Source organism: Pseudoxanthomonas japonensis, assembly GCF_010093445.1.
In the GTDB taxonomy this organism is placed as follows: Bacteria; Pseudomonadota; Gammaproteobacteria; order Xanthomonadales; family Xanthomonadaceae; genus Pseudoxanthomonas_A; species Pseudoxanthomonas_A japonensis.
Genome location: NZ_PDWW01000037.1, coordinates 1 through 24,029, shown reverse-complemented (window position 1 = coordinate 24,029; position 24,029 = coordinate 1). Strand labels below are relative to the sequence as shown.

14 protein-coding genes are annotated in these 24,029 nt (G+C 67.1%); 2 read left to right on the top strand and 12 right to left on the bottom strand.

Annotated features, from left to right (window positions below):
- Positions 1–30: 30 nt before the first annotated feature.
- The 3 genes from CSC78_RS17955 to CSC78_RS17945 all read right to left on the bottom strand — a co-directional run bounded on the left by CSC78_RS17955 (position 31) and on the right by CSC78_RS17945 (position 5,944).
- Entirely contained in the window at positions 31–1,719 is a 1,689-nt protein-coding gene (locus CSC78_RS17955) for a glycoside hydrolase family 43 protein (protein ID WP_379609345.1), read from the bottom strand.
- 62 nt (positions 1,720–1,781) lie between these two features.
- Positions 1,782–3,761, bottom strand: coding sequence for a sialate O-acetylesterase (locus tag CSC78_RS17950; RefSeq protein WP_162339234.1), 1,980 nt, complete (start codon positions 3,759–3,761; stop codon positions 1,782–1,784).
- Complete coding sequence (locus CSC78_RS17945) at positions 3,758–5,944, bottom strand: alpha-glucuronidase family glycosyl hydrolase (RefSeq protein WP_162339233.1); 2,187 nt, start codon at positions 5,942–5,944, stop codon at positions 3,758–3,760. Before CSC78_RS17945 ends, CSC78_RS17950 begins: the two co-directional genes overlap by 4 nt.
- Before the next feature lie 113 nt (positions 5,945–6,057).
- Between CSC78_RS17945 and CSC78_RS17940 the strand changes: the two genes are divergently transcribed.
- Positions 6,058–7,119, top strand: a complete 1,062-nt coding sequence (locus CSC78_RS17940) for a LacI family DNA-binding transcriptional regulator (protein ID WP_162339232.1) — start codon at positions 6,058–6,060, stop codon at positions 7,117–7,119.
- Positions 7,120–7,222: 103 nt separating this feature from the next.
- Here CSC78_RS17940 and CSC78_RS17935 read toward each other — a convergent pair whose 3' ends face one another.
- From CSC78_RS17935 to CSC78_RS17895, 9 genes are all read right to left on the bottom strand, one after another.
- Entirely contained in the window at positions 7,223–9,787 is a 2,565-nt protein-coding gene (locus CSC78_RS17935; protein WP_162339231.1) for a glycoside hydrolase family 3 protein, read from the bottom strand.
- Complete coding sequence (locus CSC78_RS17930; protein WP_162339230.1) at positions 9,784–11,214, bottom strand: sugar porter family MFS transporter; 1,431 nt, start codon at positions 11,212–11,214, stop codon at positions 9,784–9,786. Before CSC78_RS17930 ends, CSC78_RS17935 begins: the two co-directional genes overlap by 4 nt.
- 83 nt (positions 11,215–11,297) lie before the next feature.
- Positions 11,298–12,632, bottom strand: coding sequence for a xylose isomerase (gene xylA / locus CSC78_RS17925; RefSeq protein ID WP_162339229.1), 1,335 nt, complete (start codon positions 12,630–12,632; stop codon positions 11,298–11,300).
- Between the two features lie 33 nt (positions 12,633–12,665).
- On the bottom strand, positions 12,666–14,159 hold the full coding sequence (gene xylB / locus CSC78_RS17920) for a xylulokinase (RefSeq protein ID WP_162339228.1): 1,494 nt from the start codon (positions 14,157–14,159) through the stop codon (positions 12,666–12,668).
- 216 nt (positions 14,160–14,375) lie between these two features.
- On the bottom strand, positions 14,376–15,074 hold the full coding sequence (locus CSC78_RS17915; RefSeq protein WP_162339227.1) for a DUF6445 family protein: 699 nt from the start codon (positions 15,072–15,074) through the stop codon (positions 14,376–14,378).
- 17 nt (positions 15,075–15,091) lie between these two features.
- Positions 15,092–16,618, bottom strand: a complete 1,527-nt coding sequence (locus tag CSC78_RS17910; RefSeq protein WP_162339226.1) for a tryptophan halogenase family protein — start codon at positions 16,616–16,618, stop codon at positions 15,092–15,094.
- Positions 16,619–16,632: 14 nt separating this feature from the next.
- Positions 16,633–17,685: a cupin-like domain-containing protein gene (locus CSC78_RS17905; protein WP_162339225.1), complete on the bottom strand. Its 1,053-nt coding sequence runs from the start codon at positions 17,683–17,685 to the stop codon at positions 16,633–16,635.
- Positions 17,657–18,415 (bottom strand): SapC family protein, encoded by a 759-nt coding sequence (locus tag CSC78_RS17900; protein WP_162339224.1) that lies wholly within the window; start codon positions 18,413–18,415, stop codon positions 17,657–17,659. Before CSC78_RS17900 ends, CSC78_RS17905 begins: the two co-directional genes overlap by 29 nt.
- A 143-nt stretch (positions 18,416–18,558) precedes the next feature.
- Positions 18,559–21,696, bottom strand: a complete 3,138-nt coding sequence (locus tag CSC78_RS17895) for a TonB-dependent receptor (protein WP_162339223.1) — start codon at positions 21,694–21,696, stop codon at positions 18,559–18,561.
- Between the two features lie 430 nt (positions 21,697–22,126).
- Here CSC78_RS17895 and CSC78_RS17890 point away from each other — a divergent pair, with 430 nt between their 5' ends.
- The gene (locus tag CSC78_RS17890; protein ID WP_162339222.1) at positions 22,127–23,176 is read left to right on the top strand and encodes a LacI family DNA-binding transcriptional regulator; all 1,050 of its coding nucleotides are present in this window, start codon (positions 22,127–22,129) and stop codon (positions 23,174–23,176) included.
- The last annotated feature ends 853 nt before the right edge of the window (positions 23,177–24,029 follow it).

Here is a 24,029-nt window from a genome sequence, read left to right as displayed (position 1 = left end):
GGACGGGGGGAACGGACATCATGGTCTTCATCATTCGCTCCTCTGGGCGCGCTCGTCGCGCGCATACGGTCCCAGCAGTGCACCGACGAAACCGCCGGCACGGTCGGTACTCAGCACGGTGCCGTCGATCCGGCTGGCCAGCGTCTGCCATCCGCGGCCGTCGCCGGTATCGAAGGCGAAACCGTAGTCGCCCTCGTCGCCCTCGATCTTCAGGCGAAGCGCATCGGTGGCTTTGACCTCGCGTGTCGCCAGCGTGCGCGTGGTGCCGCTGCCGTCGCGTGCTTCCAGGAACACGGCGATGCGATCGCCCTCCGTGCGGCGTACCCCGAGGAAGTACCAGTACGCCTCGCTCTGGAAGGCGGCCAGTCCCGCGGCCACGCCGGGCGCAGGCGCTGTCATCGCGGTGCTGGCCTCGAAGCGCAGGTGCTGCTGACGACGGCCAAGGAACGCAGGGTTGCGCAGGGTTTCCAGGCCTTCCGCCAGCGGCGTCAGCGCCAGTGAACCGGGACGCGCGGCAAGGTCCGCCCAGGCGGTCTTCGGCACGCGCACGCGCAGCCAGTCGGAAGCGAGTGCCGGGCCATCGAACTCGTCGCGATGCACAAAGTTGCCGGTGGACGGCGCCTGCGTGGTCTCGCCGCGCATCCATGAGGGCGCTTTCACCACATAGGGAATCGTCTGGTCGGCGGGCAGGATCTCCGGCCAGCCATTGCGCCACTGCACGGGCAGCAGATAGGTTTCACGCCCGGTGTTGTAGTGGCGCTGCTGGTAGTTGCGGCTGGCGAGGAACACCGCCCACCACGATCCATCCGGCCCTTCCACCAGATCGGCGTGCCCCGCATTGGTGATCGGCAACGGTCGATCTGCGGGCAGGTCGCGCTGCGTCAGGATGGGATTGCCTGCATACGGCACGTAAGGACCCCATACCTCACGGCTGCGCAGGACGACCTGCGAATGCTGCGGTCCGGTACCGCCTTCCGCATCGGACAGGTAGTACCAGCCCTGGCGCTTGTAGATATGCGGACCTTCGATCCAGATCGGATTCTTCTCCGGCTCCACGCCGCCATCGATCAGCACCTTGCGCGGACCGATCGGCTGGAAGCGCGCCAGGTCGATTTGCTGCATCCAGATGGCGCGGTGGCCGTCGTAGCGCGCCGGTCCCGGCGGCTCGTCGTTGTTGAGCAGGTAGACCTTGCCGTCGTCGTCGAAGAACAGCGACGGATCGATGCCGCCGATGGTCGGCAGCCAGTGCGGATCCGACCACGGGCCGGCGGGGTCGCGCGCGGTGGCGATGAAATTGCCGCCACTGTCGGTGGCCGTGGTGACCACATAGAACACGCCGTCGTGGAACTCGATGGTGGGCGCGAAAATGCCGCGCGACACACTCAGTCCGTCGAAGTCCAGCTGGGTGGGACGGTCGATGACGTTGCCGATCTGCTTCCAGTGCACCAGGTCCGTGCTCTCGAACACGGGAATGCCCGGGAAGTAGGTGAAGCTGGAGTTGACCAGATAGAACTTGCCGTTGGCCGCGACGATGCTGGGATCGGCGTGGAAACCCGCCAGCACCGGATTGCGGTAGTGGCCGGCGGGCAATGGCGCTTCGAATGCCTTGTCGCGACCGCTGTATTCGAACCAGTCGAAGTACACCGGCGGCGCGGCTGGCGACTGTGCCGAAGCGTGCACGGCCAGCGACAGCAGCACGGCGGCCAGCACGCCGCGCACGCCGATCCGATGCACGCCTGCCTGACGATGGTCGTGCTGGGGGATGCGCAGGGAGAACAGCTTCATCGGGGCACCTCGGGCGTCGTGAGGGAGAGTTCGAAAGGACCGGCCGGCAGTCCGGCGGTGTCGCGCAGCGTGCAGACCGGGCCGTCCGCCCAGCAGTAGCGCACCCGCGTCGCATCGACCAGGTCCGCGCCGCGCAGAACGACGGTGTTCCCGTCGAGCGTGGCGTCCGCGTAGTTGCAACGCGCCTGCATATCGCAGAGTTCGAAGCCGATGGGGCCGTTCGCGCCGGTCGTCGTCAGCGCACCGGTGACGCCGCCGAACGCGACACGCACGCCGTCGGCGGCGCGCGTCGCCTCATGCACGACCGGGCCGGACGGCGCGAGCGCGCGTTCGCCGTAGACGACATGACGCGCCACGCGTGCCAGGCGTCGGCCCAGTTCCTGCTTGTTCGGCGGGTGGATGTCGTACGCATCGCCGATGTCGATGGCGATCGCCAGTCCGGCGTGCGGATCGTCCGCGGCCACCTGCCGCTGAGCTTCCCGCAGCTCGGCCCAGCCGCTTTCTCTCGGCATGGGCGGCGGCATGCCATAGCCCGCCAGTTGCACGACCAGCAGCGGCATGCGGGAACCGAACTGCCGTCGCCAATCGTCGCGCAAGGTGCGCAACCGTGCGGCATAGGCGGCGCCCTCGCCGGTGTTGGACTCGCCCTGGTACCACAGCATGCCGCGCAGGCCGTAGTCGCCCAGTGGCGTGATCATGCCGTTGTACAGCGTCGACAGGCCGTTCGCGGCCTGCCAGGGCGCGCCGGGCGGCGCCTCATCGCCGGGCGCGGGCCGGTAGCGCCATGACGCATCGAGGGTGACGCGCGTACCGTCGTCGAAACGCAACGCGTGCGCGCTCGCCGGCCCCGCGAGTCCGCCATCGCGATAGGTATCCAGCACGTTCACCACCACCGTGTTGGCGCCCGCCTTCAGCAGACCCGGAGGCAACCGGTAGTGGCGCGGCTCGCCCGCACCGTATTCGCTGCCGACCGCCCTGCCATTCACCCAGGTCATGTCGATTTCGTCGGCAGGCGCCAGTTCCAGCGTGGCGGGCGTCGCGGCCTGCGCCGCCGTCAGCGTCACCTGCGTGCGGTACCAGACCATGCCGTTGTAGTCCGCCAGTGCTGGGACGCCCCAGCGCTCCCATGCGCCGAGCGACGCAGGCGCGTCGCGCCAGCCGGCATCGGGGGCATCGGACCGCCATGGCCTGTCGCCGGCTACGGCGCCGGGGCGCGTGGTCCACCAGCGCTCCCAGTGCCGTCCCCATTGCGCCAGCGCCGCCGCGGGATCGTGTGCGTAGAGCGCCAGCACATCCAGCGCCTCCTCCATGCCCCCGCCGGCACGCAGGGCGTTGGCACCCGTCCAGGCCTCGATACGCGACCCGCCCCACGCGGCCTGGATGAGCCCCATCGGTACATCGACCGTCTTCTGCAGTTCGCGTGCGAAGTAGAAGCAGGCAGCGGAAAAGTCGCGCACCGTCTCCGGCGAGGCGACCTTCCACGCAGTAGCACTCGGGAACGTGGCCTGAGGCACCACCGCCGCCACCTGCGGCACGGTGAATAAGCGGATCCGCGGATGCGACGCCGAGGCGATCTCGCTGCTGGCGTCGAGCGCCCGCCAGACCGGCAATTCCATGTTCGACTGCCCCGAGCACAGCCACACATCGCCGATCATCACGTCGCGCACGACCTGCGTCGCCTGCCCGGCCCTGGCCACGAGCTCGTAGGGGCCACCGGCCGCCGCCGGCCGCAGTGTCGCGCGCCAGCGACCGTCTGTTCCTGCCCGTGTCGTGACCGTCTCGCGCGCAAGGGTGACGCTGACCGTTGCGCCTGCATCGGCGGTACCCCATACCGGGATCTGGCGCTCCCGCTGCAGCACCACGTGGTCCTGGAACAGCGCGTGCAACAGCGGCGCATCCTGTGCGCGTGCACCGCCGCCAATGAACAGCAACGCGAGAGCCAGGGTCTTGCCTGCCAGCGTGATAGCACGGCTCATCGCCCATCCCCCGGCGCGAACGGGAACTGCAGCGACTCGTAGTACGCCAGCGGATGCGCAGGCGGCGTTTCCCCGGCCGGCAGTGCGCGTCCGTTGAGCGACTGGAAGTAGGCGACGCTGGCGTCGCGCCACCACTGCGCCTCGTTGCGCTGGATGCGCAGGAAGGCGGCGACGTGCCGGTGTCGCTCGGCATCCACCCTGCCCTGCAGTCGGTCCCATGTCGCCTGCATCGTCTCGACGCTGCGCACGCCGTGGGTGTAGCGATGGACCAGTTCGTCCCACAGCGGACGCCCTGATGCCATGCGGTGCTCCCACGGCACGTGGTGGAACCACAGCAGCAGCGACTCCGGCACGCGGTCCACGTCGTCGAACTCACGCGCCACCGCTGGCGCGTACTGCGACACGGCGTCACTGCCGTGCGACGTGCGGTCGAAGCCGATGCCGTCGCGGTCGGCACGGTGGTAGTACACCGAGGTCCAGTCCGCACGCGGTCCCCCATCGACCCACGGACCCGGCCCGTAGTGGTGGCCGCGCGCCATCACGTGGTGCAGGCCCAGCGGCGTCATGTAGTCCACGGCCGCCTCGCGCGAGGCCATCATCATGTCGACGACCGGCGTCACCACGTCGGGATCGCGCGAGAACGTCATCGCCACCCAGTCGGCCGCGATGTCGCGCGCCGACTGCCGCGGATTCCAGGCCAGCCGGCCGAACGCATACCAGTTAGCCTGGTCGAAATGCGATCCGCTCCAGGTACGGTCGTCGCCGATGTTGGCCACACCGGCGATGCCGGACAGCGCGTGGCCGTCCAGCGATCCGTCGATCACCGTCGCAACGGTCGAATCGGGACCGCGCGCCTGGGTGTCGGCGTGCAGGACTTCCTCGTACAGCGGCCCCAGGTAGACCAGGTGCGTCGCGAAGCCGAGGTATTCCTTGGTGATCTGGAACTCCATCATCAACGGCGTGCGCGGCATCGCGCCGAACAGCGGGTGGAACGGCTCGCGCGGCTGGAAATCGATCGGCCCGTTCTTCACCTGCAGCAGCACGTTGCGGCGGAGGGCGCCGTCCAGCCCGACGAACTCGTTGTACGCCTGCTTGGCGCGGTCCTCCGGCACGTCGTGCGCGTAGACGAAGGCGCGCCACATCACTACGCCGCCATGCGGCGCCAGCGCATCGGCCAGCAGGTTGGCGCCGTCGGCGTGCGAACGTCCGTAGTCCTGCGGACCGGGCTGGCCTTCCGAGTTGGCCTTGACCAGGAAGCCGCCGAAATCCGGAATGAGCGCGTAGATCTCGTCTGCCTTCTTCCGCCACCAGCGCTGCACGTCGGGATCGAGGGGATCCGCCGTCGCGAGCCCACCGATCTCGATGGGCGCACTGAAACGCGCACTCAGGTACACGCGTATCCCGTACGGGCGGAACACGTCCGCCAGCGTCGCCGCCTTGCGCAGGTAGTCCGGCGACAGGCTCAGCGCGTTCGCATTGACGTTGTTGAGGACGCTGCCGTTGATGCCGAGCGAGGCATTCGCCCGCGCGTAGTCGATGTAGCGCGGGTCCTGCCAGTCCGGCAGCGTATGCCAGTCCCACAGCGAGCCGCCGGCATAGCCGCGCTCCACATAGCCGTCGAGGTTGTCCCAATGGTTGAGCACGCGTCGGGCGATCGCCGGCGACTCGCGTACCTCCAGCCGATCGAGCGACGCGCCCGTCTGCATCAGGCGCAGCAGGTGGAAGACGCCGTACAGCACGCCGACGTCGTCGCGCGCGGCCACGACGATCACATCGCGTTCCCCGATCCGTGCGGACCGGAGCAGATAGCCCTGGTCGCCCAGTGCCTGAAGGTCACGACGGAACGGTGCGACCCAGGGCGACGACTGCGGCGTGCCCAGGACGAACGCACCACCGTCGCCAAGCGTGGTGCGCAACCGGGGCATGACGCCCAGCAGGCCGGCCAGACCGCGCTCCAGTTCCTCGCGTGCGACGCGCTGGGTAGCGGTCCGGTCGGGCGCGACGATCTCCTGCGCGTGGGCGCGATACCCGCCCGCCGATGTGGCGTCGACCGGCACGTAGCGCATCCACAACGCGTAGCCGTCTTCCGCCCATGCGGTACCGGTGCAGGCCAGCAACGCCAGTGCCACGCCCAGCCACCCGCCTCGACGCCGGTCGCCCAACCCGGAGGTTAGCGGTAACATTCCAATGTCCGGGGGACAGGCGGGCGCGAACTGTTCCATCATCCCGCCAGATGCCCATGCCGGACCGGCCGGTCGCCGTCTGGCGGCGCCACCGTAGAAGAAGGGAACGTGTAGTGGACAAGCCGAAGAAGTCGATCCGCCGCAAGACCAGCGGCGTGACGATCGACGAGGTGGCCGCCCGGGCCGGTGTGTCGCCCATGACCGTGTCGCGGGTGATCAACAACCAGGGCAAGGTCCGCGACGCCACCCGCGAACGCGTCATGCGCGCCGTGCGCGAGCTGGACTACACGCCCAACCTGGCGGCCAGTTCGCTGGCTGCCGCGCAGCACACGCGCATCGCGCTGATCTACACCAACCCCAGTGGCGCCTACCTCCGAGAACTGCTGGTCGGCCTGCTGCGGGTCGCGTCCCGCACCGCGATCCAGCTGGTGGTCGACTACTGGGACGACCTGGATACCGAATCCGAACGCAAGGCCGCCCGTACATTGGGCGCGCGCGTCGACGGCGTGATCCTGCCGCCACCGCTGTGCGAATCGCGTGCGGCGGTGACGGAGCTGGTGAAGGCCGGCGTTCCCGTGGTCGCCATCGCGTCGGGCCGCTTCAGCGACGAGATCTCCTGCGTGCGGATCGACGACTTCCGCGCCGGCAGGGAGATGGCCGAACACCTCATCGAGCAGGGCCACAGCCGCATCGGCTTCATCCGGGGACGCAGCGACCTGAGCGCCAGTTCGCGCCGCTACGATGGCTTCGTTACCGCGCTGCATGAGGCTGGACTCGAAGTGGATAGCGACCTCGTCCAGCAGGGCGACTACACCTACCGCTCCGGGCTGAAGGCCGCCGAGAAACTGCTCGCGCACCGCAAGCCGCCGACCGCGATCTTCGCCAGCAACGACGACATGGGCGCGGCGGCGATCTCGGTGGCGCATCGGCGTGGCCTGGACGTGCCGCGCGACCTGTCGGTGGTGGGCTTCGACGACACCTCGGCCGCGACCACGGTCTGGCCGGAACTCACCACCATCCACCAGCCGATCGCGTCGATGGCGAACACGGCCATCGACATCCTGCTGCGCAGCATCCGGCGCAAGTCCGAAAGCACGCGCGTGTTGATGGACCACGTGGTGCCGCATCGGCTGGTCACCCGCGACTCGGTGGCCGCACCGCCGAAGCGCCGATAGCGCAGCACGGGCCATCACCGCGGGCCCTCTCTGCGGACATGAGTGGCGGACGGCGAGGCGATGTCGCGGTCAGACCGCGACATCGCCAACGGAGCTGCAGTGGTCACGCGTCCGGGCATGCGACGGTGGCCTCGGCTTCGTTCAATGCCCCCAGCGCCACGCGCGAGACCGAGATCGTCATCGCCCCCGCCGTACCGACGGACCACGGACGGTCCAGCTTGGCGACATCGGCGCCGGCCTTGGCCAGGCACTTCAGCGGCACGCCCACGCGCGTCCACTGGCCGACCGGCAGCTTGGCCAGCGTCGGCGCCAGCGCCACGCGCGCGGTGCAGCCGGTGCCGCAGCCGACCGACAGCCAGGCCTCGGCGGTCGGGGCGGCGTCCACGCGCAGCGTCGTCAGCAACATCACATCGCCGTTGCTCTCGCGTTGCAGGTCCAGCGCCGTATGCGACTGCAGCGCCGCGACCGCCTCGCCCTTGCCGGACCACGCCAGACGACGTCCGTCTTCCTGCGCCTGATGATCCACGCCGGTGACCTTCAGCAGATCGCCGTCCAGCGCGTCCGGCACCTTGGTGACCGTCACGCCCTGGCCATCGGCGGTTTCCAGCCGCCGCGCCATGCCCGAACCGGCATCGCCGCGTGCGAAGAACACGCCGCTCGCACCTTCATCGCCCGTCACGCCTGAGTCTTCCGGCAGCGCAGCCAGGTCGCCCTTGTCGGCGTAGGTCAGGCCGAAGCCGAAGGCGAACAGCGGGTCGTAGCCCGCCTGCCCCACGTTGTTGGCGTACTGCACCGCCGTGCGCGGCCAGCTGAAGCTGAGCTTGCCTTTGAAGTCGTGCTGCACGCTGCCATCGGGCTTGCGCAGCAGTACGTCGGCGATGCCCGCGCCTTCCGAGCCCGGCAGCCAGGCGGCCACGAACGCATCGGACGCATTGATCTCGCGGTTCACCCACAGCGGGCGGCCGCTCAGGAACACGGCGACCACCGGGATGCCCTCGGCCTTCAGGCGCTTGAGCAGCGCCAGGTCGGCCTCGTCGCCCGGCTTGTACGCCAGCGTCTGCAGGTCGCCCTGGAACTCGGCATACGGGTTCTCGCCGAACACGACCACCGCCACGTCCGGCTTCTGCGTGTATGTGCCGTCGACGGACAGGATGGCTTCGCCGCCGGCCGCCTTGGCCTGCTGCGCGATGCCCTCGTAGATCGAGTCGGCGTTGGGGAAGTCCTTGCGCGTGGTGCCGGTGCCCTGCCAGTTGAGCGTCCAGCCGCCGGCCTGCTTGCCCACATCGTGGGCGCCATCGCCGGCCACCAGAATGCGCTGCTTGGGCGAGATCGGCAGCACGCCGCCCTGGTTCTTCAGCAGCACCAGCGATTCGCGCACGGCCTGGCGCGCGATGGCCCGATGCTCCGGCGCACCGAGCAGGGCGAACTGCCCGCCCACCGCACGCGAGGACGGCTTGCCCGCTTCGAACAGCCCCAGGCGGAACTTCACCCGCAGGATGCGGCGCACGGCATCGTCCAGCCGTGCCTGGCTGATCGTGCCGGCCTTCACCGCCGCCAGCGTGGTCTCGTAGAAGCCCTTCCAGCTGTCCGAGGCCATCGCCATGTCCAGGCCAGCGTTGATGGTGGCCGGACAGTCGGTATTCGTGCAGCCCTTCACCTGGCCGTGGCCGTTCCAGTCGCCGACCACGAAGCCGCCGAAGGCCATGCGGCCCTTCAGCGCGTCGGTCAGGTACGGCTTGTGGCCGTGCATCTTCTCGCCGTTGACGCTGTTGAACGAGGCCATCGCCGTCTGTGCGCCGGCCGCGATGGCCGGCGGATAGCCGGCGGCGTGGATGCGCACCAGATCGGCCTCGCTGATCTTGGTGTCGCCCTGGTCCTTGCCGTTCGTGGTGCCGCCATCGCCGAGGAAGTGCTTGACCGAGGCGATCACGTGGCGGCCATCGAGGAAGTCCGGCGAGCCGACCTTGCCCTGCAGGCCTTCGACCACGGCCGCGGAGTAGCTGGCGACGACGTCCGGCGACTCGGAGTAGCCCTCATACGTGCGCCCCCAGCGGTCGTCCTGCGGTACCGCCACGGTCGGCGCGAACGTCCACTCCATGCCGGTGGCGCGCGTCTCCAGTGCGGTGATCTCGCCGATCCGGCGCAGCAGCTCGGGATTGCGCGCCGCGCCCAGGCCGATGTTGTGCGGGAACAGCGTGGCGCCGACGATGTTGCTCTGCCCGTGCACGGCATCGATGCCGAAGATGATCGGGATGGCCTTGCCGCCCTGCGAGGTGTCCATCGAGGCTTCGTAGAACGCATCGGCCAGCGCCAGCCACTCGGCCGGCGAGGCGTCGTAGCGGCCACCGGGGTCGGAGTTGCCGCCGGCCAGGATCGAGCCCAGCCGGTACTTGCGGATGTCATCCGGCGTGATGCTGGCGATGTCGCCCTGCACCAGCTGGCCGACCTTCTCTTCCACCGTCATGGTGGCCATCAGCTCGGTGATGCGCTGCTCCAGTGCGGCATCCTCGGCCAGCGGCCAGGCGACCTGCGGCCATGGGTTGGCGTCCGCAGCCGCCGGGGCCGCTGCCTGGTCCTCGCCCTTGCACGCGCCGAGCGCGATCACGAGCGCTGCGATCAGCACGCCGCTGCGCGCGCGCAGGGAACTCCGGTTCGTCATCGTCTTCATCCTTCCATCTGCTCCAGTTCCTTGCCTTTGGTCTCGTGCACGTACTTCATGACGAAGACGACCGAGATCGCAGCGGCCAGCGTGTAGAGGCCATAGGCGCCGGCCAGACCGATGCCGGTCAGCAGCATCGGGAAGGTCCAGGTGATCAGGAAGTTCGCGCCCCACTGCGCCAGGCCGGCTACCGCCAGCGCCGAGCCGCGGATCTGGTTGGGGAACATCTCGCCCAGCATCACCCACATCACCGGCCCCCACGAGATGTTGAAGAACACCACATAGAGGTTGGCCGCCACCAGCGCGAGCACGCCCATGTCGTCGGACAGCTGCAGTTTGCCGGCCGCATCCAGGGCGCCGGTGGAGAAGGCGAAGGCCACCAGGCCCAGCGTCACCGCCATGCCCGCCGACCCGACCCAAAGCAGCGGCTTGCGTCCCACCTTGTCCACCAGCAGCATCGAGACGATACAGGCGCCGATGCTCAGTGCACCGGAGATGACATTGATGAGCAGCGCATCGCTCTCGGAGAAGCCAACCGCCTGCCACAGCACCGCGCCGTAGTAAAAGACGACGTTGATGCCGACCAGTTGCTGGAACGTCGCCAGGCCAATGCCGATCCAGACAATCGGGCGCACCTTGCCGGTGGCCTTGCTGAGCAGATCCGACAGCCGCGGTGCATGATGGTCCGCCGCGAGCGAGGCTTCGATCTCGGCCTGCTTGCGCGGCCCATCGACGCCACCGTAGAGCCGTGTCAGTACGGCCAGCGACTGCGCCTGCCGGCCCTTGGCCACGAGATAGCGCGGACTCTCGGGAATGAACAACAACGCCACCAGGAACAGCCCGGCCGGCAGGATCTCTACCCAGAACATCCAGCGCCACGCTTCATGGCCCAGCCACAGCGGAGCCAGCGAGGAACTGGCGAACCTGGCCAGGAAGTAGTTGCTGAGGAACGCCGCGAACAGACCAGAGATGATCGCGATCTGCTGCACCGTGGCCAGCCGGCCACGGTAACGCGCGGGCGAAACCTCACTGATGTACGCGGGCGACATCACGCTGGCACCACCGACGGCGAAGCCGCCGATGACCCGGTACACGACGAACTCGATCGATGACGTTGCAATGCCCGATCCCCACGCCGACACGAGAAAGAACACCGCAGACCACAACAGCATCGTCCGCCGTCCGTAGCGATCGGCGAGCGTACCCGCGAACCAGGCGCCGATCGCACAGCCAAGCAACATGGACGCCACGTTGAAACCGGTCACCGCCGCATCGGATCCGAACGCCGCCTTGAGTCCGTCAACCGTGCCGTTGATGACGCCGCTGTCGAAGCCGAACAGGAATCCGCCGATCGTCGCCACCAGGCTGATCAGGATGATGAAGCGGGTGTTCTCGCCACCGGCGACGTGGCCGCCTTCAAGCGTGGTGCTGTTCATTCGTTGCGCCCCTCCAGGCTTCGAATCCACCTGCTGCCAATGCCTACGCCCGAATCAAGCGGGCGGAAGCCGCCATCACGCGCTCAGCGCAACAGGTACTGGTTGAGCAGGTTCTCGTAGCGCTCCTGCTTGCCGCTGACCTGCGTCGGCTCGCCCAGCTGGGTGGCCAGCGTGGCCAGGCCGGCCAGATCCAGCGCGCCGGTCTCGAAGTCCCTGCCCTTGCCGGTATCGAAGCTGGCGTAGCGCTCTTTGCGCCACTGTTCCCACGGCGACTCGGTCAGCAGCGCATGTGCCACTTCCAGCCCACGCGCGAACGCATCCATGCCGCCGATGTGGGCGATGAACAGGTCTTCCAGATCGGTGGACTCGCGGCGCACCTTGGCGTCGAAGTTCAGGCCGCCTTCCAGCCCGCCCTGACGCAGCACGACCAGCATCGCGCCGACGGTGTCGTACAGGTCGGTCGGGAACTGGTCGGTGTCCCAGCCGTTCTGCGCATTGCCGCGGTTGGCGTCGATGCTGCCCAGCAGCCCGTGGTCGGAGGCCACCTGCAGGTCGTGCTCGAAGGTATGGCCCGACAGCGTGGCGTGGTTGGCCTCGATGTTGAGCTTGAAATCCTTCTCCAGCCCGTGCTCCTTCAGGAAGCCGGCCACGGTGGCGCTGTCGAAGTCGTACTGGTGCTTCATCGGCTCCATCGGCTTGGGCTCGATCAGGAAGTTGCCGGTCAGTCCGATGCTGCGGCCGTAGTCGCGCGCCATCGTCAGGAAGCGGGCGAAATGCGCCACTTCGCGCTTCATGTCGGTGTTGACCAGCGAGGCATAGCCTTCGCGACCACCCCAGAACACGTAGTGCTCGCCGCCCAGTTCGACCGTGGCCTCCAGCGCGGCCTTCACCTGCACCGCGGCACGCGCCACGACGGCGAAGTCGGGGTTGGTCGAGGCACCGTTCATGTAGCGCGGGTGCGAGAACAGGTTGGCCGTGCCCCACAGCAGCTTCATGCCGGTGGCGTCCTGGCGCGCCTTGGCCAGGCCGACCATGTGCGTGAGGTTCTTCTGGTACTGGCCGATGTCATCCGCGTCCGGGGCCAGGTCGATGTCGTGGAAGCACCAGTACGGCACGCCCAGCTTGGTGAAGAACTCGAAGGCCGCATCGACCTTGGCCTCGGCCGTGGCCATCGGGCTGCCCGCTTCCCACGGGAAGTGGCGCGTGCCCGGACCGAACGGGTCATGGCCGGCATTGCAGAAGGTGTGCCAGTAGCAGACCGCGAAGCGCAGGTGCTCCTGCATGGTCTTGCCGCCGATCTTCTTCTGCGCGTCGTAGACCTTGAACGCCAGCGGGTTGTCCGAGCCGCGCCCTTCGAAGGGAATGCGGCCGATGCCGGGGAAGTATTCCTGGGCGCCGATGAAGGGTTGGGTGCTCATGGTGCGTAATCCTGTGGGGGTGCGTGGGGGACGTCAGCCGCGCTGCAGCGGGGTGACGGCATCGAGGTACTGGAGGAAGCGGCGATAGGCCGCCGCGTAAGCCGGTGCGCGGGACGGATCGGGCGTGGTGGACAACGCGGGATCGACGGCCACGTGGGTGCGGGCGATATCGGCGATGGACGCGCCCTCGCAACCGGCGCGTCCGATGGCCCACAGTGCCTGCAAGGCCGCACCGAAGGCCGCGCCTTCGGACTGCGCGGGCACATCGACCGGCAGGCCGAACACATCGGCCACCAGCTGGCGCCAGGCCGCGCTGTTGCTGCCGCCGCCGGTCAGCACGATGCGATCGAAGGCCATGCCGGCCCGCACGAAGGCATCGAAGCCGTACTTCAGGCTGTAGGTCGCCCCTTCCATCGCGGCGCGGTAGAGATGCGCCGGCGAGAAGTTCGTCGGATCCAGCCCGGCCAGCACGCCCTTGCCCAGCGGCAGGTCGGGCGTGCGCTCGCCGTTGAGGAAGGGCAGCATCACCAGCCCGTCGGCGCCGGGCGAGGTGGCGTGCAGGTGCGCATCGCCTTCGCGCGTACTGAAGCCGAAGGCCTTGGCCACCTGCTCGGTGGCCACGGTGCAGTTCATCGTGCAGATCAGCGGCAGCCAGCCGCCGGTGGAGGAGCAGAACGCGGCCCAGGCACCGGCCGGATCGACGACGGGCGTGTCGGAATAGGCGAACAGCGTGCCCGAGGTGCCCAGGCTCATCGCCAGCCGGCCTTCTTCCACGCAGCCCGTGCCGATGGCCGCCATCATGTTGTCGCCGCCACCGACGGCGACCTTTACCGTGGTCGGCAGGCCGAGCTGCGCCGCCACGGCCGGATCGATATCGAACAACGCGTCCGGCGCGGCGATCAGCGGCAGGCAGGCGGCCAGATCGCGGTCTGCGTCAGTCGCACGCAACAGGTCCTTCGACCAGGTGCGCGTGCGCACGTCGAGCCAGCCGGTGCCGGAGGCATCGCCCCACTCGCAGAAGCGTTGGCCGGTGAGCACGAAGTTGAGGTAATCGTGCGGCAGCAGGATGGTCGCCAGCCGGGCGTAGGCCTCGGGGCGGTGTGTCTTCGTCCACGGCAGCTTGGAGGCGGTGTAGCCGGCCAGGATCGGGTTGCCGGCCAGGGCGATGGTGCGTTCGGCACCGCCCAGGCGGTCCATGATCTGCATGCACTCGGCCGTGGTGCTGGTGTCGCACCACAGCTTGGCCGGTGCCAGCACCTGGCCTGCCGCATCCACCGGCACGAAACCGTGCTGCTGGCCGGACACCGCAATGGCGGCGATCCGCGTGCGCAATGCAGGATCAATGCGGGAGAAGCACGCCCGCATCGCCGCCACCCAGTCGGTCGGTTGCTGCTCGCGGCGGCCGTCCTCGCCACTGATCAACTCCAGCGGCACGCTGGCCGTCGCCACGAGCGTACGCGCGGCCGGGTCGTAGACCACCACCTTCAGGCTCTGCGTGCCTGCGTCGATTCCGGCGACCAACTCCATCGAACCTGCCTCCGACTTACAAAAAGTTAGCGCTACCATTTTGCCCGGTCAAAAAAGGGAACCGACCTGCTGCTCCCTTTTTCTCCCCCACGGCGGGGTGACCGCGCCGTGTTGCCGCACTGTAACCACGAGCGGCGGAAAAAGCCTGCTGCGCCGCAAAAACCGCCTGCCGGCGCCGCGCCACCGGCCGTGGCCCACAGCCATCCGCCGCGTGTGTCAGTGCACGACGTCGATGAAACTGTTAATCGACAGCCGTCCCTGCAGCGGATCTGCCGGAAGCGCCCGGTCGTTGCCGATCCTTCCCGAGTGCAGCGAATTCCGCCGGTAGACCACCAGCCGGTTGAAGACCCCTTCGACGTCGGCGACGCGCTCGAACAGCGGGCTATCGCCGTCGATGTAGCCACCACGCTGCGCGGCGTCCTCGCGGCTCTCCTGCGACAGGCACGCGAAATAGGCCGTGTGCCGGCTCTCGTCGATGTACTCGAAGCCGCTGCGCCGGTGCCGGTAGAAATCCGTACCACCCCACGGCGTCCGGAACAGGTAATGCACGGTGGCCAACCCCTCTCCGCTCACCGAATCGATGTGCGGCACGCGCTGCAGGAAATGCAGGCTCTCGGGCGCCTGGGTCACCAGCGAGAAATGGCACATGGGGAACACGAAGCGGCCCGGCGACATGCCGAACGCCTCGCGCAGCAGCGGGTTCAATGCGGTCTCCAGAAACCGCTGGTACGACGGCGGCGCCGGCGCACGCAGCCCGGGGAACATGGTCGGCATCTTCTCGAACGACCGGCTGGCGGCCTTGCGCAGCAGGCGGTCGGGATCGGCCACCAAATGGTCGACGACCAGCAGCGGCGCACGCTCGCGCCCGATGACGCGATGCTGGACCCGCAGCTCCGGGTGCGGCGTCAGGATCATGCGCCTGTCGTCGGTCGCTACGCCGGCACCGGGCGCGAAGGCCACACGCTCGGTGCGGCCTTGCAGTACTGCTCGATGAACGCCTGCTGCGATGGCATCTGCGCGACCGCGCGCTCGATGGGCTGGCGGATCGAAGCCAGCAACGTGCGCAGGTCATCATCGGACAGCCCGCGTGCGAGCGGATGCGGCGGACCGGGCTGGATGCCCTGCCCCAGCAGCACGTGAGTCCACGAGTCCACGCGGAACAGTTCGTCCGGGTCCTGCCACGCGTGCGCCCGCTCGCGCCAGGCGCGCAGGCGGATCTCCAGCGAATCCGGTAGCGCCATCTCGCGACAGGCCTTCCACATCGGCTCGTCGCGCTGGGTGGCGTGGTAATGCAGGATGATGAAATCGCGCACATGCTCCATCTCTGCGCGGCTGACCTCGTTGAACAGGTCCGCCAGCGACGAGGCGATACCGTCGAACGGGAACAGTTGCACCAGCCTCACGACGGCGCTGATCGTCAGGTGGATGCTGGTCGACTCCAACGGCTCGATGAAGCCGCTGGCCAGGCCCAGCGCGACCACGTTACGGTTCCATGCCTTCAACCGTCGCCCGGTGCGGAACGGCACCAGCCACGGCTCGCGCAACGCGGGCGCGCCGACATCGCGCAGCAGCTTGGCGCGCGCTTCGTCGTCGGACATGTGGCGGCTGGAGAACACCAGCCCGCAGCCCACCCGATGCTGCAGCGGGATATGCCACCGCCAGCCGGCCTCGTGCGCGATGGCGCGGGTGTACGGCACCGGCGGGCCCAACGATTCTGTCTGCACGGCGACGGCGCGGTCGCTCGGGAGCCACTCGTTCCAGTCCTCATAGCCGGTATGCAGGGTCTGTTCGATCAGCAGCCCGCGGAACCCGGTGCAATCGATGAACAGGTCGCCCTCGATGACCTGGCCGTCCTCCAGTTCAAGCGCCTGCACGTTGCCGTCCGCATGCTGCCTGACCTCGCGGATCTTTCCTTCCACACGCCGCAGTCCATGGCCCTCGGCGATGCGGCGCAGGAACTTCGCATACAACCCGGCATCGAAGTGGTACGCGTAATTGACCTGCGGCTGGGTCTGCAGCGAGAACTGGTCGCCGCGCGAAGCCAGCGTTTCCAGACAGAAGTCGCCCAATTCCGACGGCATGCCGCGGCGCAGGCTGTCCAGCCAGAAATGGTGGAATGCGGCCGCCCACGTGCCCTGCCCGGTGATACCGAACGGATGGATGTAGCGTTCACCGGGACGGCGCCAGTTTTCGAACGAGATCGACAGTTTGAAGGTGCCCGCGACGGCGCGCAGGAACTCCTGCTCGTCGATCTTCAGGAAGCGGTGGAACGTACGGATCGGCGGCACCGTGGATTCGCCCACGCCGACGGTGCCGATCTGCTCGGACTCGACCAGGGTGATCTCGAGCCGGTCGCGGAACTGGTGCGACAGCGCACACCCGGCCAGCCAACCGGCGGTGCCGCCGCCGGCGATCACGACCCTGCGAATGCGTCCTTCCGATGTGGTTGGAGAATCCAATGCGGTTGCCCCCGTCAGCGGTTGAGTCGGTTCAGCAGCATGGCGCGGATGCGTCGCGCCTGGGTTTCGTCGATCGGCGCGAGCAGGTCGCGCGCCTGTTCCGGCAGATGCGCCCCGGCCTGACCGGCGTCACCGAATACGTAGTACTCGAAGAGCTTCGCCCACGCCTGCTTCTCGCGCGCAGGCAGGTCTCGCAGCGTCCACATCGCATGATGCAGCGCCGGCAACGGCGATGAGAGGAACGCGGGTGAGCTGCGCCACCAGTAGTTCAGCAGCACATTGAAGGGCGCCAGGCTGCGCACATGGTGCCACCACATACTGGGAATGAAGATCGCATCGCCCGGCTCCAGCAGCGCGGTGCGCGCGGTCGCGAGCGCATCGCGGAACCGCGGATGGCGATCGAAGTCGGGCGCGTCGAAATCGACCGTGCTGACGACCTGCCCGCCTGGCGTGGGATCGAACGGGCCGGGATAGAGGTTGTCGATCTGCTCCGGCGGAAACAGCGTGAAGCGTCGGCTCCCCACCAGGCAGCAGGCGAGGTTTTGGGGCGCATCGAAATGGCAGGACGCCACCACCCCGTTGCCGATCCAGATGCTCGCAGGCGCGTTGATCCCGTACGCGGCCAGCGGCAGGCCGTTGTCCTGTGCGAAGCCCGGCAGCGCACGCTCGACCAGGAGCGAGGCCACGTAATACGTCGGCGGCTGGGGATCGTCAAGGTGGTCCGCGATCCCGTCCAGCACCTCGGCAAGCGGCGCACGCCGCACCTCGAAATTGAGGCGGGTGAAATCTTCGTTGTAGAACGGACGGCTCCCGATCCCGGGACCGCCGAAGGAATACTGCACTGGCATGCCGGCGTCAAAACGGCGGAGATAGGTCATCGCGTCGTGCACGGAGTGCGCGCCCGCCTGCACGAGGCCCGCCTCACGCGCGATTCCCTTCAACACCACCGGCTCGCCTTCCGCCAGCAGCATCTCCAGTGGCAACGCATCCGCGCGGATGCCCTCCAGGATGCGTATCGGCGTACCCTCCGCCACGGCGTCAGTCCTTGCCTGGCATCGTGGCGGCATCCTGCAGCCGCAGACGACGCTGCTTCTCGGCCATCAGGCGGCGCACGTTGTTCAGCGATGCCAGCATCAGGTACACCCCCTCCAGATACCCGGCGCGATGCATCGCCGACAGCGTCGCATCATCCAGCGCAGCCAGTCGTTCGCGGTCGATGCCGTGCAGGCCGTTGACCGCGACGCGGTGCCGCTCATCCACCTGCACATCCAGTTGCACGGGTTGTATCAATCCGGCCGCGTCGAGCGCCGCGAACATCGCCGCACCGTAGGCGATGCCGTCATGGACGCCGCGCAGGACGCCCGCGATATGGTCGAGATAGGGCGTCGTGCCGCCCTGGGGGAGGAAGACCGGTTCCCCGCTCCGCATCGTCACTCGCGGATGCTCGAGGTCGACGTGCATCACCGGTTCCTGTCGGAGCTCGCCCTCGCTGCGCTGCTCCTGGAATCCGATCAGGAACGGACCCTTCGCTACCGCGCCCGGCAGATAGGAGGCATTCCAGCCGCCGTCCTGCAGAAAAAGATTCTCGCGCTGTTCGAAACCCAGCAGCGCCACGGACTGCCACTCGCCGGTGGCGGTGTCCTTGCGCAGGAAGATCGGATACTCGCGCTGCAGCTCGGCGAACTCGCTGGGGAACGCCGGCACCATGCCCACATCGTCGCCGAATTCTGGGCCGAAGCCGGTGGCCACCCGCAGGTCGCGGTGGGCGACGTTGTTGAGGAGTTCGTACCGGGCCATCGTCGTCTGCATTCCCATCCCAAGGTGCGCCTCATGTTAACGCCCACGCCGCTGCGTGGAATCCTGACCCGCCTGGAAAAAGGGACCGCTGCTCGCGCAGCGGTCCCCTCGGCGGCGTACGGAGAGGTCGTCCGCCGCCAAACTCAGAACTTGTAGCGGACGCCCAGCATGTAGCGCGGGCTCTGGTCGGCCAGCTTGACGATCATCTGATCGGTACGTGCGTGCCAGCGCACGTCCTCGCCCGTCAGGTTGATCGCCTCCAGGCCGAACGACCAGTGGTCGTTGAGCGTGTAGTTCACGCTCAGGTCCCACTGCTCGTACTCCTCCACGTAGTACGGATTGCGGCTGGCGCCCTGGTTGGCGAGGATCAGGTACTCGTCGCGCCAGTTCCACGCCAGCCGGACCGACCAGCCATACTTTTCGTACATGAGCATGGCGTTCGCCGTATCGCTCAGACCGGTCAGTGCGAACTGGTCGATGCCCGGATCGCCACCATTGTTGTAGCCGACATCGCCACGCACGACGGTGTAGTTCGCCAGGACGCCAAAGCCGCTGTCACCGAAGAAGTACTGGCCGCCGATCTCCCAGCCGTGCAGCTTGGACTGGTTCTGGTTGATCGGACGGTTGACGTTGAACAGGTACAGCGGATCGTCGGCTTCGCCATACAGGTCGTAGGCGGCCTCCGTCGCCAGAACCTGCGCGTCGGTGCCGTTGTACGCCGCCAGTCCGGCGGGGTTGTTGCGCAACAGCGCCAGCGCCGTGAACAGCGAGGTGTCGTTGGCCGAGCATGCCGCCGCATTGGCAGCGCCGACCTGGGTGACGCAGGCGGCACTGGTGAGGAACGCCAGCGCGGTCTGCGCATCCGGACCGGACGTGGGGTCCCTCAGCCCGTACAGGCTCTCCTGTCCGACCGTGTTGCCGATGAAGTTGTCAACCGACTTGTTCCAGTAGGTCAACGACACGTAGCTCGCGTCGGCGAAGTACCACTCGAGCGCCAGGTCGAGGTTGTCCGATTCCAGCGGCTTCAGGGCAGGATTCTGTGCATCGCCGCTGGCCCGGACCGACGGATCGATCAGCACCGAGCCGAACGGGCGTTGTGCACCCGGTCCCGCGTAGAGATTGCCGTAGGGTGCGCGCGCGATGCTCTTGCCGAACGAGGCACGCCCCTTCAGTTCATCGGTGATGTCGATGCTGAAGTCGAGGTTGGGCAGGATGTAGCTGTAGCTGGCCCGTTCGCTGAAAGGTTGCTGCTCGTCGGACAGCACCACCCGGAAGTCGTTGTTGGCCTGCCATTCGATGGCCTCCGGAATGGCGATCACCGAGGTCGACACGACGTCGGTCGTCTCGTAGCGGACGCCGAGGCGGGTGTTCGTGCGCATGCCGCCCAGTTCGCCGTCCAGTTCGATCTGGAAATAGGCCGACTGCGTCTTCTCTTCAACGCGGTTGTCGGCGGCGCGCTGCGGACTCACGCCAATGCCCGCCCCGTAGTTGTCGGCAGCCCACTGCGCCAGCTCGGCGGCGTTGCCCCGCCATGCACCGTTGCTGCTCGCGACACCGTAGTCTTTGAACAGCCCCGCGATGTCGTATGGCCTGATCAGATCCATCAGCCCGTCGGCGACATCGCCATTGACGTTGCCCACGCCCCAGTCGCCCAGGGTGGAGTAGTTCTCCGCGGCCTGCATCCGGTGCGTCGACGACTTGGAACTGTCGACACCGAACTGGAAGCGGCCGCTATCGAAGCTCCATTCGCCATCGATGCGTGCCTGCTTGATCTCGCTGACTTGGGTCTGCGCATTGATCCGCAGCACCTGGGAGCCGATCTCGCCTTCGACGAAGCCGGGATTGACCACGCCATTGGTGCCCGCGAGCGCATCCGCCGTGCTTGGGTACCACGTCTGCGTACCGATCGGCAGACCGTTGTTGAACCGCAGTTCCTGCACCCACGAACCGCCGCAGTGCGGCCCGGTGGTGCAATTGTTGGTGCCTGCGATGCTCATGAAGATCGAGCCGCCGCCGGTCAGCGGATCGTTCGGCCGGCTTTCGTTTTTCGAATTGTGGGCGTCGAACGTGAGGCGGAAACGGTCATTGACGTCCCACGCGGCATTGAAGCCGAGCGAGCCCAGCTTGTACTCCTGCATGCTGCGCTGCTGTTCGAGGCCGAAATCCTTGGTGCCGGCGATTTCGCGGATGTAGATCGGCGTGGCGACGGCGCCGCTGGTGTCGAACTCGACGTTGGTGTAGTTGCTGTTCTGCAGCCACATCGCCTGTTCGCCACGGTTCTCCGTGATCTCGTTGGTCGAATAGGTGTAGTCCAGCGTCAGGGTCAAGCTGTCGGTCGGCGCGAACTGCACCACCGCCTGGCCGTTGACGCGGTCGCGCTCGAACTCGGAGAACGCGTAGCGCAGATCATTGGGCCGCGCGTACAGGTCGCCGACGCCTGGCGCGTTGACCACGGTCGGGTTGCCGGGCATGGTCCCGGTCCACGGCTGGACGTTCCAGTAGTTTTCCGTGGCCTGCACCGAGCCACCCTTGCGCTTCTGCTGGCTGGCGCTGAGGCTGACGCCGAACGTCTTGTCGGGATTGGTGTAGCTGAAGATGCCGGAGAGTTCCGGCGTAAGGTCGTTCTCGAACGGCTGGCTGCGGTCGGAAACCACCTTGGCGCCCGCGTTCGCGACGAAGCCGTCGTAGTTGAACGGGCGCGCGGTCAGGATGTTGATGGTCGCACCGATACCGCCACTGGGTACCTGCGCCTGTCCGGTCTTGTAGACCTCGATGCCGTTGATCGCCTCGGCGGCGAGCTGGGCGAAATTGAAGGCGCGGGTACCGCCATCGATGCCACCGATGGCGACCTGGCCGGAGGCGCCGAACGCGTCCGCGCCCGGCATCTGCCGTCCGTTGAGCGTGACCATGTTGAACTGCGGACCGAAGCCGCGGGCGGTGACCTGCGCACCCTCGCCGTCGCGCCGCTCGATCGAAATGCCGGTGATGCGCTGCAAGGATTCGGCGAGGTTGGTGTCGGGGAACTTGCCGATGTCCTCGGCGCTGATCGCATCGACGACGCCCGCCGAATCGCGCTTGATGTCCATCGCCTGGCTGAGGCTGTTGCGGATACCCGTCACCACGACCGTGTCCAGATCGGTCGCCTGCGAGGAGGCCTGCTCCTGCTGCGTCGCAGGTGCCGACGCCGGTGCGTCCTGGCCGAAGGCGGGATTGATGACCAGCACGCCCCCGACAAAGGTGAACATGGCCCGGGATCTGAATTTCGCCAACTTCCGGCTCATTGACGTGTCCTCGGGTGTGGGATGGTACGGAAACTGCACACGGTCATGGATTTCCCCTTCGCTGCATTCGTTAGTGATGTACCGCCCCTCCCGGGGGCGCCCACGGGCAGTGCCCGTCTTCCAGGCCGGATCGGTAAGTCGCCCCCGAAGGCTCTCGTTACCCATTCCGGATTCAAGCGTGGCAAGACGACGATCGCGCGATGGAAACGGCTGCCACCCCTGACTGGCCGACATCGAGTGGTAGCGCTACCATTGCGTTGGGACGCAGACTAAACATGCGTGTTCTCGCTTGTCACCATGCAGCGCAACAAAGCGCCCTTGAATCGCCATGGCGGCGCTGTAAACAGGCGCAGGTGGGGACTCAACCTGTTCCACGCTGCTTCAATGCGCAAGTAATCGCGATTTCGCCCCGTCATTCGGAAGCATCGGCATGAAGAACAACAAGGCAATACGCAGGAAGGGAGGGGCCGTCACCATCGATGAGGTAGCGCACCACGCCGGCGTCTCGCCGATGACCGTATCCCGCGTCGTCAATGGCCATGCCGGCGTGCGCGAGGCCAACCGTGATCGCGTCATGCGCAGCGTGCGCGAACTCGGCTACCGGCCCAACATGGCCGCCAGCGCGTTGGCGGCGGCGCAACACACCTGCATCGCGCTCATCTACACCAACCCAAGCTCCAGCTACCTGCGCGAGTTGCTTGTAGGCGCGCTGCGCGGATCGGCCCGCGCGGCGGCGCAGCTGGTGATCGCGACCTGGGATGGCCTGGATGCCGCCGAATGCCTGGCCGCTGCCAGGCAGCTGTCGAACAGCGTGGCGGGCGTGGTTCTCCCTCCTCCGCTGTGCGAGTCCAAGGCCATCGTGTCCGCGTTCTCCCAGGCCGGCGTGCCTGTCGTGTCGATCGCCTCAGGGCACTTCAGCGACACCATCTCCTGCGTGCGTATCGACGACTATTGCGCCAGTCGGGAGGTGGTCTCGCACCTGATCGAACACGGCCACACGCGGATCGGCTACATCAAGGGCGATCCCAACCAGACGGCGAGCGCGCACCGTTGGCAGGGCTATCGGGATGCACTGGCCGATGCCGGCATCGCGTACGACGACAAGCTGGTCCAGCCCGGGCACTTCACTTACCGTTCCGGCCTGGATGCGGCGGAACGCCTTCTCGCGTTGCGTCGTCCTCCCAGCGCCATCTTCGCCAGTAACGACGACATGGCATCCGCCGTGGTGTCGGTGGCCCATCGCCGAGGCCTGGACGTACCCCGCGACCTCTCCGTCGTCGGCTTCGACGATACCTCCGCAGCGACGATGGTGTGGCCTGAGCTGACCACCATCCACCAGCCCGTCGCCACCATGGCGGACACGGCAATCGATATCCTTCTCCGCGAGATCAGGCGCGGCTCAGCCATCCGTACCGTCGTCAATCACGTATTGCCCCACCAATTGGTACGGCGCTCCTCTGTCGCGAGTGGCCCGGGGTGAGACCCCGGATCGACGCTGGCACCGGCGAACAGAGTTGCTACGTCGGGCTCACTTGGAGTGCTGCTGCCCTGTGAACATGCGTCCAGGCAATGCAAGGTCAAGGCGAACTGTATTGTTGCCTCCAGGCTTGCACGTTCCATCAGGTAGGCGATCACCAGCAACTCGCTCGTCGTGGAATTTCTGACGATGTTCAGCGCAAATGCGACCAGTGACTACTTTCCCGGCCTTCTCGCGATGACGTCTGCCCCATGTCGCTCGCTGACCTTTACCAAAGGGCGCTTGGCGGGAATGACCGACGGTTGTCCTTTGGGAGGCAACCCGCCCGATGGGGACGCGCACTACATCTCGTCCACGATGCGGCGGGCTCAATCCTCAGCATCTCGCTTGGTTCGAAAGGTCTCGACCGCGATGGGCCAGCCCACCTTATGGATGACAGCCTTCCAGGTGCCAGAAGGCGTCTTTGCAAGGGAAGGTATCTTGTTCGTCGTCGGGACAGTATCGAAAACGTACCTCTCTGGCTTTCGCAAACCTTGCTACTCTCGCCAAAGCGATTGAAGCAATTGGTGGTCCACCAGCAACCGGATATAGCCCCTATGCGATTGATTGTTTAGGAATTATCGCACTGAAGATCGAATTTCGATTCACTTCCTGACTCACTTCCCCACCGGCTCGTTTTGGATATTTTGGGACATTCTCTTATGGCGAGCCTTACCCGTCCGCTCCCGACCGAGGCTGTGTGAAAACCTCGACACCACTGGCAAGATTCAAGCACTCCTCGGTCGGTGCTGATCATGAAGCGATTCGTCGATGGCGTGGATCGGACTCAGGCGCTCCTGCTGCCTGACCGGCTCGA

What these genes read in the sequence shown, in the direction of transcription:
- CSC78_RS17950 (WP_162339234.1), bottom strand. Translation starts at nt 3,761, where the DNA reads ATGAGCCGTGCTATCACGCTGGCAGGCAAGACCCTGGCTCTCGCGTTG.
- CSC78_RS17945 (WP_162339233.1), bottom strand. Translation starts at nt 5,944, where the DNA reads ATGTTACCGCTAACCTCCGGGTTGGGCGACCGGCGTCGAGGCGGGTGG.
- CSC78_RS17935 (WP_162339231.1), bottom strand. Translation starts at nt 9,787, where the DNA reads ATGAAGACGATGACGAACCGGAGTTCCCTGCGCGCGCGCAGCGGCGTG.
- CSC78_RS17930 (WP_162339230.1), bottom strand. Translation starts at nt 11,214, where the DNA reads ATGAACAGCACCACGCTTGAAGGCGGCCACGTCGCCGGTGGCGAGAAC.
- xylA (WP_162339229.1), bottom strand. Translation starts at nt 12,632, where the DNA reads ATGAGCACCCAACCCTTCATCGGCGCCCAGGAATACTTCCCCGGCATC.
- xylB (WP_162339228.1), bottom strand. Translation starts at nt 14,159, where the DNA reads ATGGAGTTGGTCGCCGGAATCGACGCAGGCACGCAGAGCCTGAAGGTG.
- CSC78_RS17915 (WP_162339227.1), bottom strand. Translation starts at nt 15,074, where the DNA reads ATGATCCTGACGCCGCACCCGGAGCTGCGGGTCCAGCATCGCGTCATC.
- CSC78_RS17905 (WP_162339225.1), bottom strand. Translation starts at nt 17,685, where the DNA reads ATGCCGCCACGATGCCAGGCAAGGACTGACGCCGTGGCGGAGGGTACG.
- CSC78_RS17900 (WP_162339224.1), bottom strand. Translation starts at nt 18,415, where the DNA reads ATGGCCCGGTACGAACTCCTCAACAACGTCGCCCACCGCGACCTGCGG.
- CSC78_RS17895 (WP_162339223.1), bottom strand. Translation starts at nt 21,696, where the DNA reads ATGAGCCGGAAGTTGGCGAAATTCAGATCCCGGGCCATGTTCACCTTT.
- CSC78_RS17890 (WP_162339222.1), top strand. Translation starts at nt 22,127, where the DNA reads ATGAAGAACAACAAGGCAATACGCAGGAAGGGAGGGGCCGTCACCATC.